Raw genomic sequence first — 14,782 nt, 5'->3', positions numbered from 1 at the left:
TCTTATAAAAACATGAAAAACTATACAAAAAACTTAAAATTTATGCTTTTCATGAGCTTTTTTAGCCAAATTGGATTGGCTCAAAGCATAACAATAGAGCCTAACAAAGAAACCGTAAAAGGAAGAATTCAATTAAATGGTCGTTTATTCATCAATTCAAACGCAGACTTTCCGCTTCCAACCAATTCATATCTAAAATACGGCAATATTTTGTCGATTTCAGATGATTCGGATAGTTCGGATATTGACTTGGTGATATTTGAAGATTCTGGCTTTTCGCCTTGGCTCAATTTCGCAAAAGCAAGAGGAACAAAAACAACACCCGCTACCGTGCAGGATTCTGATGACTTAATTCAAATTCGAGGTTTAGCTTATAATCAAGATGATTTTTATGACGTGGCAGGTATCCATTTTTTTGTTGATGGAACGCCCACTGCTACAAGTTTGCCAACGGGCTTGCGAATTTTGACGACAAGTGAGGGAAATACTAACCCTTTAACTGCTATTAGTGTAAGAGGTACAGGTAAAGTAGGCATCGGCACAGAGGAGCCTCAAGAACAACTTTCAGTCATAAAAGGCATGAACATAGACCATAACAATGAGAATGATGGAACATTAGCTAATGGCTTAAAATTTGGAAATTCGAGTAGTGAAGGGATTGCCTCTAAACGTACCGAAGGCGGAAATAAAAATGGGTTAGATTTCTATACGAACTATTTGAATAGATTGACTATCGGCAATGATGGAAATATAGGAATTGGTACGACGACTCCGACACAAGCTAAATTGGTGGTGAACGGAAGTGTAAATGGCTCGCTTGGAAACTTTGCTTATTTCAGAAATGCCAGTCCGTTAACGGGTACAAATACCACTGGAAACACCTACAATTATTCGATTTATGCTTCGCATCGAATCGCTGCTACGGAGTTTAATGCTTTTTCTGATGCCCGTATTAAAGTCATCAAAGGTATTTCCGATAACGAAAAAGACCTCGAAACACTTTCAAAAATCCAAATTACTGATTATCAATTCAAAGATAAAATCGACAAGGGAAATGGACGGTATAAAAAAGTAATTGCACAACAAGTAGAAAGCATCTATCCACAAGCTGTAAGCAAGATAACTAACTGTATTCCAGATATTTATCAATTATCCAAAATCGAAAATAATTTTATTTCACTACCTAATCATAACCTCAAAGTAGGCGAAAAAGTAAAGTTAATTTTTGATAAAAATCAAGACGTAGTAGAGGTAAAAGAAGTAAATGAAGAAGGTTTTAAAATCGTAAATCCCCAATCGCCAATCGTCAATCAAAGTGTTTTCGTATATGGTCGTGAAGTTTCTGATTTTCGTTCGGTTGATTACGAGGCCCTTTCTACGCTCAATATTTCAGCTACGCAAGCATTGTTGAAACGATTGAATGAGGCCGAAAGAAGAATAACTGATTTAGAAAAACAAGAAGAAAAAATAAATGATTTTGAAACTCGATTATCAAATTTAGAAAATCAAAATAATCGCTTACTGTCAAACAAAAAATAAGAAATTAAATAGCTTTGCTTGGGTCAGCAAAGCTATTTATATGATTCATCCTACTCTCTGTGCTTCAATACAAAAGTACGATTTCGTTCGTAAGATTTCTTTAAGCTTTTTAGTTTTCCTTCGAAAATCCCAATTTTATCAATTTGAACAATAGCTGTTTCATAAAAGTCGGCCAAATAATCTCGCAGGCTATTTCGATGCTCTGCTCTCTTAAACGGGCATATATTTTCTTCTTTTTTAGCCAATTCTTCGTAGTTCTCTTTCAAAAACGATAATTCCATGTCTTCTACTTCGGCCAATAAAACATAAAGTTTTTCGGCATCATTCACAAACGGAATAATGAAACTTGTGGTTTTTATCAAGTGCCGAACAATTATATAATCTTCTTTTCCCCAATGATAGATTTGGTCGAAAGCCAAATCGACTAATTGCTCAAAACTAAACTCTCGAATATGAATATTTTTTTGTTGGAGTAAAGCAGCTTCTTTTGAAATTGTGTTACTCAAGGCTGCTTTCTTGATAATGTTTCCCAGATAATCAATGCAGTTAAGAGCCGTAGTTGGGTCATTGACTGCGGGTAAAATGGCTTTGATGGCAATATCTACTAACTGACGAATACCAAAGGGAATATCTTGCTCATAGCTACGAAACTTACTGATAATAAACTGATTAGCAATTCTCGATAGGTTTTGTTGATAAAATTCTCGTTCGGATTCCGAACATTCAATTTCGACCAGTGGCATTCCTTCCAACACAAAACTTCCTACGTGGGGTTTTACCGAAATTTTAGATTGGTTATTTTCGGGAATTATCTGATATAATTTTTTGTATCTGATTGAATCAAGATAACCACTTTCTTTATTAATAATCAAGAGTTTATTGGACTTACTCGACTGAAAATCAGCTACATCATATAATTCGTTTATTTCTTTGATAGTCCGTTTAGCAATATTTTGCGTAATACTTGATGCGTTTATATTATCAACTACGTGGTGAATAAATAGCGGAAAAACCAAAAGAATGAGGTAAAACGAACCAACGATTCCAAATTTTGGGTAAATAAGTGATGCATCTGAAAGTCCAAAATATTGCAAGCCCATCAAATAACCCACACAAGCCAAAAACGACCACAGAAAAAAACGGCTGAAATGGTCGTATTCAAAAAACGAACGAATAATTCGGGGAGAAAACTGCACCGAAGCCAACTGCAAAGCCACAAATACAAACGAGAAAGTTGTTACAACCAAAGTTGCCACTATACTGGCTAATGTAGAAAGATAGCCATCAAGTAACACCCCTTCTTGCCCTTTTCTGAAAAAATGAAGAATGGTTGTCAAAATAGCTACAATAAGATAGGCAAGTATTGTTAAATATCGCCAATCTTGTTTGATGTGTTCGTGGAGTAAAAATAGTTTACGCTTCAATTGATTAAGTTAGTTTTGATTGTAAAAGTAAATAAAAGCTTGTGATTCGGATACTTCATTTAATGAAATTCTACTGGAGGTTTCCGCTAATAAAAATCATTTACAATCCAAAAACAGGTATTTTTACGCATACGCCAATTGTTTTTGCCAGTTAATTTTGTGTTCAGCATTTAACCGAAAAAGTAACCCAAAACAATTTTGTAGATTCACTACATGATCGGCAAAAAAGGGTTAAGAAACGTTTTTTTCAAGCATTTCGTAAGAAATTAGCTCAAAAATGATATTTTTTAGCTAACAAGAAAAATTTTTCAATCATTAATTTTGCCGTAATTACAACCAGCTTTGTGCCATGAAAACTCTTTACTTAACACGTCGTCATCAAATTGAAATCAATGAGATAATGTATTTGCAAAGTGAAAGTAATTATACGCTGATTCATACAACTAATAAAATAAAAACGGTAGCATCACAGACGCTTCACTTAATCCACTCTTCCATTGACTACGATAATTTCATCCGAATCAGTCGTAGTCATATTCTTAATATTGAATATATTTCAACTTATAGCCTTGAAAAAAATAAACTTACGCTAAAACTCTCGAATGGTGAAAAATTTACTGCTTCGAGAAGAAGAATTAAAAATTGTTTAGATAAAATTGAAGTAATTCAAAAAAAAAGCAATTTAAGCCTATAAAATAAAAAAATTTATTTATTACTGAATCACACTATTTTTTTTAATAAAGATTTGGTTGGAGAATAGTTATCTCGTGCACTATATTTGCCTGTACAGAGATACAACCCCAACCATGAGAACTACACAATTAGCCCTTAAAGTAATTGTTTTTTGCTTGTTTAGTTTTGAAATAAGTGCACAAGCAATTTCACTCCAAAACGCCGACAAATTTCCTCTAAATATTACAACTTCAGTCGAGATATTTAAGGATTCAACAGCATCCATACCTTTGGTCGAAATCACTCAAAAGCCATTTTATAAATCAACCAAAGACCATTTCTTGTTTCCGTACTCAAATGATGTTTTTTGGGTTCGTTTCAGTTTAAAAAACACTGATTCTTCCCAAGAAAACTACACTTTAATTTGGTCAAATCCATTAGTTGAACAGCTTGATTTTTATATTGCGGATAATTCCGAAATGAAGAATTTCTTACACAAACAACAAAAAATAATTACCGCAGAAAGAGATAAAAAATTTATTGACCAAGACCCAAAATTTGTTTTTGACCTAAAACCTTATCAAACAAAAACAATCTATATCAAGCTCACAAGCAAACGTGGACACTATGCTGAATTAAGGCTACACACCAAAGACTCATACACAAAGTTTAGAATGGATGACTTTTCGGGGCAAGGCTTTTTGAATGGTTTGATGTTTTTCAGACTTTTTTTGGTATTAGTCCTGAGCTTTTTTGTTGTTAACGATTTATCATTTAGGCTATTCTCTTTATACACCATTATACGTACTTTCAATTATTGGGGATATCTCAATATTGCGGGGCCTCTTTTCACAGATACCCCCGAATTAGCTCAAAAAATAGATTATCTATGCTATAACTCTGGAACTTTGGGAACTGGGATTTTTATTTTGGTGGCATTTCTGGTGCATAAACTTTCTAAAGTTCATATCTATCTCATCAGTTTATTTTTGGTTATCAATGTATTTTTTAATGTAATCATATTTGTCGATTATCAATGGTATTGGCTAAAGGCTGGAGTATATACCCTTGTTTACTCGGCGGCATATTATATCTTACTGAATGTCTATTTTATTATAAAGAAGGTTACATTTGCCAAATATTATAATATTCTCTTTATTTTTGGCCTACTTAGTACGTTTTTACTCAATGTCAGATTACTCGGCTGGATAGAAATGCAACCTATTTACACGCTTTCATATTATTTCTTTTTTGCTGAATTTTTCTTTTTTATCTTTTTCTTAGGTCGAATTTTTAGAAATACTGAGTTAATCAAAATTCTGACAGAGCAGCAATTAAAATTCAACATCGAACAAAATAGTAAGTTAAAAGAACTTGACAACCTCAAAACTACTTTCTTTACTAATATTTCGCACGAACTCCGTACACCACTTACACTTATAACAGGACCATTCCAACAATTGGCCGATAGATACCCAACCGACAAACTGATTCCGCTGATTCAACGAAATACAGATAGGCTTCTGACCCTCATAAATCAATTGCTTGATATTAGCAAACTCGAAGCAGGACAAATGAAGCCCGAAATAAGTCAGCAAAATATCACGCAATATTTACGCACACTCACAAGTTCGTTTGCTTCTTTGGCTGAAAGTCGAGAAATAAATTTTGAAAGAAATATTGGTAAAACTGAAGTTTACGGCTTCATCGACAGAGATAAAATTGAAAAAATAGTAACAAATCTTCTTTCGAATGCTTTCAAATTCACACCTAAAAATGGTTTAGTAAGGATTTCGACAAGATTTAATGAGTTACAGAAGACAATGTCGATTGAAGTTAGCGATACAGGCATTGGTATCGAATCCGAGAAATTAAATAAAATATTTGATCGTTTCTTTCAAGTTGACGATACACAAAATCGGAAATATGAAGGAACTGGTATTGGGTTGGCTTTAGTAAAAGAAATGGTGGGGGTTCTTAAAGGCAAAATATCAGTGCATAGTCAGAAAAATGTTGGAACAACTTTTACAGTTAGTTTGCCGATTGGTATGAATACTTGGAAAGGTTTTATTATTGAAACAAGCGAAACAACGGCAAGAAAGCCAGATTTTGAATCAAAATCCTCAGAAAAAGTAAGCACCGAACAAGAAATCTTACTCGACAATGAGAACATTCTTTTAATTGTTGATGACAACGAAGACATAAGAAAGTATTTACATAGTGTTTTTGAGAAAGAATACAAAATCATTGAGGCCGTCAACGGAAAAGATGGTATCGAGAAAGCAATGGCACAAGTACCAGATATTATTATCAGCGATTTGATGATGCCCGAAATGGATGGTTTTGAGTTTTGTAAGGTTCTGAAAGCTGATGAAAAAACAAGCCATATTCCGATTGTAATGCTCACGGCGAAGGCTAATATTGAGAGTCGAATTGAAGGTCTTGAACTTGGTGCTGATGATTATCTGATAAAGCCATTCAATAGCCAAGAAATGCAGGCACGAGTGAAAAATCTACTCGTGATTCGTGAAAAGTTAAAAAAATATTATCAGAAAAACAATAATCAAAAACCCTTAGATCCTAATGTGAAAGTCAATGTCGTTGATGAACATTTTATTAAAAAAGTATTAGAAGTTCTTGATACTCATTTATCTGACTCTCAGTTTAGTATCGAACAATTGGCCGATAAACTATCTCTTAGTACTACTCAACTTCGACGCAAAATTAAGGCACTGTGTAATCAAACAATTGTAGAGTTTATCAGAAGCTACCGCTTAGAAAAAGCAGCCCAGTTGCTCAGTCAAAATGCAGGAAATGTATCTGAGATTGCCTTCAATGTTGGTTTCGATAGCCTCAGTTATTTCGGAAAAGTTTTTCAAGAAACTTATGGTGTATTACCTTCTGAGTACAAAGAAAAAGCTCAAAAGTAGGGTATTTTAATTTTCACCGATGGTTTTGTTTTACAATTTACTTAATCCTCATGCTTTATCGCATGTATAGAAATCCCTTTTATTTCTATAGCGATGCAATTATTGCGATGTGACAGCTGCCCGCCAAATCTACTCTTGGTTATATCTGGCCTAAGCTTCAGTAAATTATTCACTTTCCTGAAGCAATTTGACGAGTCCTGAAAACTCAATGTCGAACGAATTACCCAAACGAGGACGTTTTACTGAAAAAATGGCTGAAAAAATATCCAAAAGTTAAATTAAAAATGTAGGATCAAGTCTTTTGATGTTTACATACAAAGGTAGTCTTTGGCAGATTTTTTTGTAAAGAAACCTAAAACCAGCCTTCATCCCTCAAAGATTTGAAGGGTTTTCTTTTTTACATGGAAAAAGCATCTTTATCTATTATATTTGCCAAAAAAACTCCAAGATTTTATCCCAAATGAAGCAATATCACGATTTACTAAAGCATATTCTCGAAAACGGCACAAAAAAAACCGACCGCACTGGCACAGGCACAATAAGTGTTTTTGGTTATCAAATGCGTTTCAATCTACAAGAAGGTTTTCCCCTCGTGACTACCAAAAAAGTACATACAAAATCTATCATTCATGAGCTACTTTGGTTTATTAAAGGCGAAACGAATACCGCTTATTTAAAAGAAAATGGTGTTTCGATTTGGGACGAATGGGCTGACGAAAACGGAGATTTAGGTCCAGTTTATGGCAAACAATGGCGTAGTTGGGAAGCTCCAAACGGACAAGTGATTGATCAATTGAAAGATGTACTTAATCAATTAAAAAAATCACCTGATTCTCGCCGAATCATTGTTTCGGCTTGGAATGTTGGCGAATTATCGCAAATGGCATTGATGCCTTGCCATGCTTTTTTTCAGTTCTATGTGGCTGATAATAAGCTTTCGTGCCAATTATACCAACGCAGTGCCGATGTATTTTTGGGAGTTCCGTTTAATATTGCTTCTTATGCACTTTTCACGATGATGGTTGCTCAAGAATGCGGACTCGAAGCCCACGAATTTATCTGGACGGGTGGAGATACGCATATTTATTCAAACCATTTGGAGCAAGTAGAAAAACAACTTTCTCGTGAACCAAGAAAATTACCTAAAATGACATTGAATCCAGATATAAAAAGCATTTTTGATTTCAAATTTGAAGATTTTACACTTTCAGAATATGACCCATATCCAGGCATAAAAGCTCCAGTTGCAGTCTAAGTTGTTCAAGTTCAATAAGTCGTCATTCAGTATTATTATAACTAAAAAACAGAATAGCCATTGCAAATGCAACGGCTATTCTGTTTACAAAGGTTTTTAGTGTTGACGAAGTTTGTCTGGGTTTTGCTGACAACACTCCATATTATTTACGGTCGTCACCTGCCAAAGCAATTCCACGTAAAGATTGAGTAGTGATTACAAAATCTTTCTTCAATTTCTCAGTACCTAATTCTACAACGAATGTATATTCGCCATCAACTAAGTTAGACAAATCAAAAGCTTTTACATATTGAACATCATTTGATGGATAATCGTAGAAAAATACATTACTTTCTTTATCAACCAAAGAGATTTTAGTTTTTTGTTTTGAAGGATTTTCAAAAGCCAATTTGAAACGTAAGTTTCCTAAGTCTTGAACGCTCAAAGTGCTTTTTTCAGTCGATGCAACTTTACCCGCTGCTTTCGTTTGAGCCATTCCTTCTGTTGTAGCAGTTGCTAATGTGAAAACTACTGCTAATGCTTTGATGATATTTTTAGTGTTCTTGTTCATTTTCTTAATTGTTTAAATGTTGATTTGTTATTTTAAAAGTGTAAGTCAAATTAATTACTCGCCAAAGAAACGCCTCTGAGAGTTTTAGTAGTGATAGCAAAATCTTTTTTCAATTTTTCTTTACCTGTCTCTACTACGAAAGTATATTCGCCATCAACTAAGTTAGAAAGGTTAAAAGCTCTAACGTATTGAGTATTACCGAATGTGTACTCATCGAATAACACATTGCTTTCTTTATCAAGTAAATATATTTTCGTCTTTTGTCGCAAAGGGTTTTCAAAAGCTAACTTAAAGCGAAGACTTCCCATGTCTTGAACGCTCAGATTTGTAACCGTAGCTGTTGATGTTGTTTTTCCTGAAGCAGCTTTCGCTTGTGCCATTCCTTCTGTGGCTGTTGCCGAGACAATCGCTGCGGCAAGGGCCAATACTAATGCTGATTTTTTCATAATTTTCTTTGTTTTTGTTTTCTTTGGAGTACTATTTGTAAAAAGTTAAAACTAAAAAAAGTCATATCAATTATTTATCTCCGTCGAAAACCTTTGTGATGCAAATGTATGTAAGTAACTGAATACAAGTCAATTAAGAAATCGTTAATTTCAGAAAGTTGTTTTAAAATTATAGCAGAATATTAGAATATTACAACGTTTTTCGGAATACTTCAAGAGAAAATTTGAATAATCCTATTAAATTAATAGACTAAATAACAGTCAAAATATCACTTTTTTGAGTCAGTTTGCAATACTTCCTTATAATAGTACAAAAACCGATTTTTTGACCGATTTTAAGCATTTTTGCCAAATATTCTTTTTCAAAGATTATGTAGAACTATATTTTTAAAATATTTTAATAATGTAGCACAATTTTCCAAATTGTTTCCCGACATCACAATTTGGAAAATGGTGCTACCATACCGTTTATGTAAATGCTTTGGTAGAAATGCAAAAAAAATCGTAAATCGTCGTTGAAAAAATCGTAAATCGTTCAAATGCTAAAAGTCAAAAACTTTTCAAAAAGCTATAATAACCACACAATCGTAGCGGTTGATAATTTAGAAATTCCCGAAGGAATTCATTGGTTCAAGGGAATCAATGGTTCGGGCAAATCAACTTTCTTTCGTTCAGTAGCAGGAATTATTCCTTTTGATGGTAATATTTCTTGGAATAATCTCGACATCAGAAAAGACACAGTTCCCTACCGAATGCAAGTAAACATGAGTGAAGCCGACCCACTCTATCCTGATTATTTATCGGCTTATGATTTATTAAGTTTCATTGCCGAAGCTAAAAAAGCCGAAACCTCACAATTAAAAAATTTAGCTGAAACTCTGGGTGTAGATGTCTATTGGAAATCGGCTATCGGCACTTATTCAAGTGGAATGCTCAAAAAAGTATCATTATTGAGTGCATTTCTCGGGAAACCCAGCTTAATCATGCTCGACGAACCACTCATTACGATTGACGACCGCTCGGTGCAAATTGTCTATGAGCTTGTAAAAGCATATGCCGAAAAACAAGGTGTGAGTTTTCTACTTTCTTCACATCAAGACTTCCGATTCGAGAAATTGGCCATTAAAAATATGTATTTGGTTCAAAATCAAACCATTACGCAATTATGAAAACAATCTCTCGCATACTCAGTCTGACTATTACGAAAGAATATTATCGTCAAAATGCAGTATTCATATTTGCCGTAATGATGTTTTCTTTTGGCTTCATGCGGGCTGAAGAGCATAAAACCATCATTAAAAGTGCATTAACTCTACCTTCACTTTTAGGTTTTATATTTATTGCTTGGGCATTGCACGCTCTAAAAGTAATATTATTCTCACTTCGAATGTTTGAATCGAAAAATAATGAGTTTCTATATCATATTCGTCTATTTTCGCCACTAAAACGCCATTTAGCACTGGGTTTAATGCAACTTTCTTTGCTTCAACTCACCGTACTCTATTCACTTTGGATGATAAAAATTGGTATCGAACAAAGTAAATTTTTAGAAACATCGGCTATTATTGGTTTCAATATCCTGTTAGTTATAGTAGGAATCATCGTTTATGAATATCGCATCAAGCACCCAAATGTTGTGCGAAGTTCGCCAAAACCTATTCAAAACCTGCTCAGTCGATTCAAGACGCCACCTTATCTTTTTTTTATCAGATATTTATTTGCCAAACAGCCCGTATTATTATTATTGAGTAAACTTTTTTCTTGCTTTATGCTTATTGGTGTTTGCAGCCTCTATCCTACCGATGCTTATGACGAACGCCTTTTGGCTCTCGGCGGACTTTTTGCAGCGGCTGGTCACACCGTTTTTTGTCAGCAGTTTTTCTATTATGAAAATCAATTTTTATCCTTTAGCCGTAATCTTCCTATAAACTTACATCGGCGAATTTTAGGTTACTTACTCACCTACTCTTTGCTGCTCATTCCTGAATTGATAGTTTTACTCCGTAACCTACCCGAAGGTGTAAGTTATTTCTTTGCTCTGCAACTCACTATTTTTATTCTTTCGATGATATTTCTTAATCACCATACACAGTATATCAATAATTTATCAAACGATGCCTACTTACAGCGGTTGTTTTTTGCAGGAATTCTTTTCTTGCTATTGATTATGTTTAAAATTCCAGTAATTTTGATGGCATTAGTCAATTTTTCGCTGGCTATTTTCGTTTTCCACAAAAACTATTACGAAAGCCAGTCTTCATAAATTAAATAGCTATGATTCGCTTCTTACTTCTGCTTGCTCTTTTATCAAATTTTTGTTCAGCTCAAGGTGTATTCAAACTCTCAGGCGAAGTACAAAATCCGACCGAAAGAAAAGTACTCATTACACTTTATAGAGATTGGGTGGGCGACGAAGAAGAATATGAAATCAAGCTTAATGACAAAAATCAATTTAGTTTTAGCACGAGCCTCAACCACGTTGCCTACATTGATTTTTATTATGCCGACCAAGGTTTTCATTATTGGATTATCGAGCCAGAAGATGATATTTCGATGAAATTTACACCAAAAAACTTTTGGCCGTCACTGAAATTTACAGGAATGGGGTCAGATAAATTAAATTATTATGTAAAACAACGAGAAAAGTTTGAAGAAAAACGAGATTTTGAAAAAGAAGCTGATGCCCTCAGCAAAGCTCCACAAGAACAATATTTTGATTTTCTGGACAATGAACAACAAGCACAAATAGAGTTTTTGGAGAAAACACCTTTTCTTTCTGACAACTTCATCCAATCTCGTAAGGCCGATATTATTGGTACAATACAAAACTACAAAGTCAATTTTTTGTCGGGAAGTAAGTACGGCTCTTGGACAGAAGAAAAAGTAAAAAGTTCATTAAAAATCGAAGAACTACCCGACTCTGTGCAAGCACATTCGCTCGAATATGGCAATATGTTTCAGAATCTCATGGACTTGTTTGTAGCAAAATCGGCCGTCAGAAAACGTAAAGATTTGACTGAACTCGAAGAAATTAACCTCATAAAATCTTCCTATTCTCGTGCTTATTTTTCGTTTCAACTCATCGAACGAGTAACTGCCTTCAAGCTCAAAAATATGATTGAGGCCGAAAATATTACACCAAAAATACAGTCAATGGTCGATGATTTTCTGGCAACTGCCACGAGTCGAGACTATAAAAATTACCTATCTAAAAAAGTAAGTTTCTCTAAAACGCTTGCTAAAGGCTCACCCGCCAAACCGTTCAAGCTCAAAGATATTGATGGTAAAGAAGTTTCGCTCAAAGATTTTCTTGGAAAGACTGTCTATCTTGATTTTTGGGCAAGTTGGTGCGGGCCGTGTATTTATGACATGAAATTTATGGAAACCGTGAAAGCAAAGTTTCAAGATGAAGTAGTCTTTATTCAGATTTCACTTGATAATGATGCAGAATGGCGTGAAGCGATAAAAATGTATGATGTGAAAGGAATTAATCTCAGAGCCGATGAAAACAGTACGATTACTAAAAACTACGGCGTTACGGGCATTCCCGCCTACTATTTGATTGATAAAAAAGGAAATTTCGCAGTCTCACAAGTCAGTGACCCCAGCAACGACGAAGGACAAGAATTAATCAGACAAATTGAGGAGGTTTTACAGAGAAAATAAATGGTATTACCTATTAAGAATCTGCTTAAATTCATTCAACTTTACCACATTTAATGGTGGGAATTCTATTTTCTTGAAAATATCAAAATGTTTATCATTTGAAACTAAATAATGGGCATTGGTAGAAATAGCAAGGTCAGAAAATTTATTATCGTCTGGGTCATTAATAATTAACCCTAAACGAAAATATGGAACGGCTAATTCAGTATTTGGCGAGGTAAGTAAAACTTTTAGGACTACATCAGCAGTTTCTGGGCTATAAAATTCGCTTAGTTTTTCTTCGTACTCTTGTAAAATTTCGGTACTTACAACCCAAGTAAATTCCTTATTTCTGAACGCCAAGTAAAGCCAAAAATAGTCACCATTAGCAGGAATAGAAGCAATCAAGCAATTTGTATCAATAACTACCCGCATTATTTTGTACGTTGACTATTATTCAACACATTTTCAAAATCTTCATTTGTGTATCCTTTCTGATTAATGGCACGTTGCACTTCTTTTTGAAGCAAATTATCGTAATACTTCAAAAGTATTTCATTGATTTCAGCCTGTTCAGTTTCTGACATCTTTCTACTAAACAACTTCAACAAATTCAACTGAACATCATTTAAACTTTGGGCAGCAACACTCATAATATTCTGGTTTTATGACTCAAATATATGTAAATTTATTATTTTCTGTATAAAATAAAGGAATAAAGGCATTTTATCTCTTATTGATATTTTCATTTACATATATTCGCTTAATTTTTCAGCAAAAAATTAATTAAAAGATGCAGAAACAAATCATCATTATACTATTTAACCTACTATCATTCCAAACCATCGCCCAAGAAGAAAACCCTTACGAAGCATATAAAGTAAAATGGATTGGTAAACCTGCACCTGATTTTAAGTATAAAGATATTAATGGGAAAGAGTTTTTCTTATCTGACCTCAAAGGAAAAGTAGTTTTGATGAATTGCTGGTTTATTAACTGCTCAGGTTGTAGAATCGAATACCCTGGTTTACAAAACCTTAAAAATAGACTCGAAAAACAGCGAAAAGCCGACCAAATTGTACTACTCTCGTTGGCTCTCGATTCTAAAGAGCAATTACAAGAATATTTAAAGAAAATGCCTCTTAATTTCTTTCACATGGCCGATGCAGGAGAAGTCACACAAGGGACTTATGGGGCTTTGGGTTTCCCAACAAACCTCATTATCGACCAAAATGGTATCATCAGGCACATAAAACTCGGTGGTTCTCCGCAATCAGCCGATGATATTGAATATGAAATGTTGCAATTATTGAAGAAGTAGAGTTTTTGTATGAAACTCTACTTTGTTTTATCTACCAATATTTTCCGCCGATGTTTCTACAAGTCTATTCTTCATAAAATCTAAAAAAAGTTCCTCACTATCGTTTACTTGGGTTATCCTTATTTTTGTCCAATCATCAATTTCTCTCTTGGTCGGTCATTCAAAACTCCCATACATTTGATGCAACAAAACGCAGCAAATTATGTGGACATCTATCCTCAAAAGAATCTTAAATATTAGCAAAGCACAGGCCCACTCGGCACTCGATACTATCGAAGACCCTGTGCAGATGATGCAATTGGCAATAACTGAGTTAGAAGCCTCAATCGTTAAATTATCGAAGGCAGTAGCAGTAGCGATGGCCAATCAGAAAAAGCTGCAAAAAGACCACGAACAATTTAAGCTCGAAGCAATTTCGTGGTATCAACGAGCAGCTTTAGCAATGCAAAACGGCAATGAAGATTTGGCAAAAAAGGCTTTAACTCAAAAAACACTTGCCGAAAAAAAGGAAATTGAATACCGACTTTTGGCCGAAAACTCACAAAAAATGGTAGAGCAACTCAATGCTCAATTGGATGAGTTTAAGCTAAAACTCGAAGAAACAACCACCAAACAAAAGATTTATGCCGCACGAGCCGAAACCGCCAAAACACAAAAACAAATTGCGGAATCGCTCGGTGGACTTAATGCAAGTGCATTGGCGAATCTCGAAAAATACGAAGATAAAATCAATCAAATGGCAGCCGAAGCTGAGAGCATTTCGGCCATGAGTTCGGCCAAAAACAATCTGAATCAGGAATTCAGAGAAATCGAAACAGAACTGAATGTTCAGTCAGATTTTGAGCAATTAAAGGCACATCTGGAGCAAAAATCAATGACCGAAAAACCACTTGATTTAGAGACTATCGAAATAAAATTTAAAGAAATGCAGTCGAAAACACCGCAAATTGAGCAAAAACCAGACTTAAATAAATTATTAAACGAATTTTTCAAACAGTAA

The 14,782-nt window shown here is 34.4% G+C and carries 14 protein-coding genes; 9 read left to right on the top strand and 5 right to left on the bottom strand.

The genetic code is table 11. The features are described 5' to 3' along the window. Positions 1 to 12: 12 nt before the first annotated feature. On the top strand, positions 13 to 1,539 hold the full coding sequence (locus ABR854_RS01250; protein WP_350263526.1) for a tail fiber domain-containing protein: 1,527 nt from the start codon (positions 13 to 15) through the stop codon (positions 1,537 to 1,539). A gap of 50 nt (positions 1,540 to 1,589) precedes the next feature. On the opposite strand, the gene ABR854_RS01245 is transcribed toward ABR854_RS01250, so the two are convergent. Beyond that, positions 1,590 to 2,963, bottom strand: coding sequence for a DUF2254 family protein (locus ABR854_RS01245; RefSeq protein ID WP_350263525.1), 1,374 nt, complete (start codon positions 2,961 to 2,963; stop codon positions 1,590 to 1,592). A gap of 349 nt (positions 2,964 to 3,312) precedes the next feature. Here ABR854_RS01245 and ABR854_RS01240 point away from each other — a divergent pair, with 349 nt between their 5' ends. From ABR854_RS01240 to ABR854_RS01230, 3 genes are all read left to right on the top strand, one after another. Beyond that, positions 3,313 to 3,657 (top strand): LytTR family DNA-binding domain-containing protein, encoded by a 345-nt coding sequence (locus tag ABR854_RS01240; RefSeq protein WP_350263524.1) that lies wholly within the window; start codon positions 3,313 to 3,315, stop codon positions 3,655 to 3,657. A gap of 112 nt (positions 3,658 to 3,769) precedes the next feature. Then, on the top strand, positions 3,770 to 6,565 hold the full coding sequence (locus ABR854_RS01235) for a response regulator (RefSeq protein ID WP_350263523.1): 2,796 nt from the start codon (positions 3,770 to 3,772) through the stop codon (positions 6,563 to 6,565). Between the two features lie 460 nt (positions 6,566 to 7,025). Beyond that, on the top strand, positions 7,026 to 7,820 hold the full coding sequence (locus tag ABR854_RS01230) for a thymidylate synthase (RefSeq protein ID WP_350263522.1): 795 nt from the start codon (positions 7,026 to 7,028) through the stop codon (positions 7,818 to 7,820). Between the two features lie 142 nt (positions 7,821 to 7,962). On the opposite strand, the gene ABR854_RS01225 is transcribed toward ABR854_RS01230, so the two are convergent. After that, positions 7,963 to 8,370, bottom strand: a complete 408-nt coding sequence (locus ABR854_RS01225; RefSeq protein WP_350263521.1) for a hypothetical protein — start codon at positions 8,368 to 8,370, stop codon at positions 7,963 to 7,965. A gap of 50 nt (positions 8,371 to 8,420) precedes the next feature. After that, entirely contained in the window at positions 8,421 to 8,816 is a 396-nt protein-coding gene (locus ABR854_RS01220; RefSeq protein WP_350263520.1) for a hypothetical protein, read from the bottom strand. Between the two features lie 539 nt (positions 8,817 to 9,355). Here ABR854_RS01220 and ABR854_RS01215 point away from each other — a divergent pair. Genes ABR854_RS01215 through ABR854_RS01205 form a run of 3 tightly spaced genes read left to right on the top strand, consistent with a single transcriptional unit; the run spans position 9,356 to position 12,482 of the window. After that, a complete protein-coding gene (locus tag ABR854_RS01215) occupies positions 9,356 to 9,985 on the top strand; it encodes an ABC transporter ATP-binding protein (RefSeq protein ID WP_350263519.1) in 630 nt (209 codons plus the stop codon). Continuing rightward, positions 9,982 to 11,079, top strand: a complete 1,098-nt coding sequence (locus ABR854_RS01210; protein ID WP_350263518.1) for a hypothetical protein — start codon at positions 9,982 to 9,984, stop codon at positions 11,077 to 11,079. Before ABR854_RS01215 ends, ABR854_RS01210 begins: the two co-directional genes overlap by 4 nt. A gap of 11 nt (positions 11,080 to 11,090) precedes the next feature. Further along, positions 11,091 to 12,482 (top strand): TlpA family protein disulfide reductase, encoded by a 1,392-nt coding sequence (locus ABR854_RS01205; protein ID WP_350263517.1) that lies wholly within the window; start codon positions 11,091 to 11,093, stop codon positions 12,480 to 12,482. 6 nt (positions 12,483 to 12,488) lie between these two features. Here ABR854_RS01205 and ABR854_RS01200 read toward each other — a convergent pair whose 3' ends face one another. Then, a complete protein-coding gene (locus ABR854_RS01200; RefSeq protein WP_350263516.1) occupies positions 12,489 to 12,896 on the bottom strand; it encodes a putative toxin-antitoxin system toxin component, PIN family in 408 nt (135 codons plus the stop codon). After that, on the bottom strand, positions 12,896 to 13,114 hold the full coding sequence (locus ABR854_RS01195; protein ID WP_350263515.1) for a DUF8507 family protein: 219 nt from the start codon (positions 13,112 to 13,114) through the stop codon (positions 12,896 to 12,898). Before ABR854_RS01195 ends, ABR854_RS01200 begins: the two co-directional genes overlap by 1 nt. Positions 13,115 to 13,254: 140 nt before the next feature. Between ABR854_RS01195 and ABR854_RS01190 the strand changes: the two genes are divergently transcribed. Further along, positions 13,255 to 13,782 (top strand): peroxiredoxin family protein, encoded by a 528-nt coding sequence (locus ABR854_RS01190; RefSeq protein ID WP_350263514.1) that lies wholly within the window; start codon positions 13,255 to 13,257, stop codon positions 13,780 to 13,782. Positions 13,783 to 13,984: 202 nt separating this feature from the next. Next, positions 13,985 to 14,782: a PspA/IM30 family protein gene (locus ABR854_RS01185; RefSeq protein ID WP_350263513.1), complete on the top strand. Its 798-nt coding sequence runs from the start codon at positions 13,985 to 13,987 to the stop codon at positions 14,780 to 14,782.

It is taken from the genome of Emticicia sp. W12TSBA100-4, assembly GCF_040253585.1.
Classification (GTDB): domain Bacteria; phylum Bacteroidota; class Bacteroidia; order Cytophagales; family Spirosomataceae; genus Emticicia.
Note: the sequence above shows the minus strand (reverse complement) of the source record. Positions and strands in the feature narration are given on the sequence as shown.

What these genes read in the sequence shown, in the direction of transcription:
- ABR854_RS01250 (WP_350263526.1), top strand. Translation starts at nt 13, where the DNA reads ATGAAAAACTATACAAAAAACTTAAAATTTATGCTTTTCATGAGCTTT.
- ABR854_RS01240 (WP_350263524.1), top strand. Translation starts at nt 3,313, where the DNA reads ATGAAAACTCTTTACTTAACACGTCGTCATCAAATTGAAATCAATGAG.
- ABR854_RS01235 (WP_350263523.1), top strand. Translation starts at nt 3,770, where the DNA reads ATGAGAACTACACAATTAGCCCTTAAAGTAATTGTTTTTTGCTTGTTT.
- ABR854_RS01230 (WP_350263522.1), top strand. Translation starts at nt 7,026, where the DNA reads ATGAAGCAATATCACGATTTACTAAAGCATATTCTCGAAAACGGCACA.
- ABR854_RS01225 (WP_350263521.1), bottom strand. Translation starts at nt 8,370, where the DNA reads ATGAACAAGAACACTAAAAATATCATCAAAGCATTAGCAGTAGTTTTC.
- ABR854_RS01220 (WP_350263520.1), bottom strand. Translation starts at nt 8,816, where the DNA reads ATGAAAAAATCAGCATTAGTATTGGCCCTTGCCGCAGCGATTGTCTCG.
- ABR854_RS01215 (WP_350263519.1), top strand. Translation starts at nt 9,356, where the DNA reads ATGCTAAAAGTCAAAAACTTTTCAAAAAGCTATAATAACCACACAATC.
- ABR854_RS01210 (WP_350263518.1), top strand. Translation starts at nt 9,982, where the DNA reads ATGAAAACAATCTCTCGCATACTCAGTCTGACTATTACGAAAGAATAT.
- ABR854_RS01205 (WP_350263517.1), top strand. Translation starts at nt 11,091, where the DNA reads ATGATTCGCTTCTTACTTCTGCTTGCTCTTTTATCAAATTTTTGTTCA.
- ABR854_RS01200 (WP_350263516.1), bottom strand. Translation starts at nt 12,896, where the DNA reads ATGCGGGTAGTTATTGATACAAATTGCTTGATTGCTTCTATTCCTGCT.
- ABR854_RS01195 (WP_350263515.1), bottom strand. Translation starts at nt 13,114, where the DNA reads ATGAGTGTTGCTGCCCAAAGTTTAAATGATGTTCAGTTGAATTTGTTG.
- ABR854_RS01190 (WP_350263514.1), top strand. Translation starts at nt 13,255, where the DNA reads ATGCAGAAACAAATCATCATTATACTATTTAACCTACTATCATTCCAA.
- ABR854_RS01185 (WP_350263513.1), top strand. Translation starts at nt 13,985, where the DNA reads ATGTGGACATCTATCCTCAAAAGAATCTTAAATATTAGCAAAGCACAG.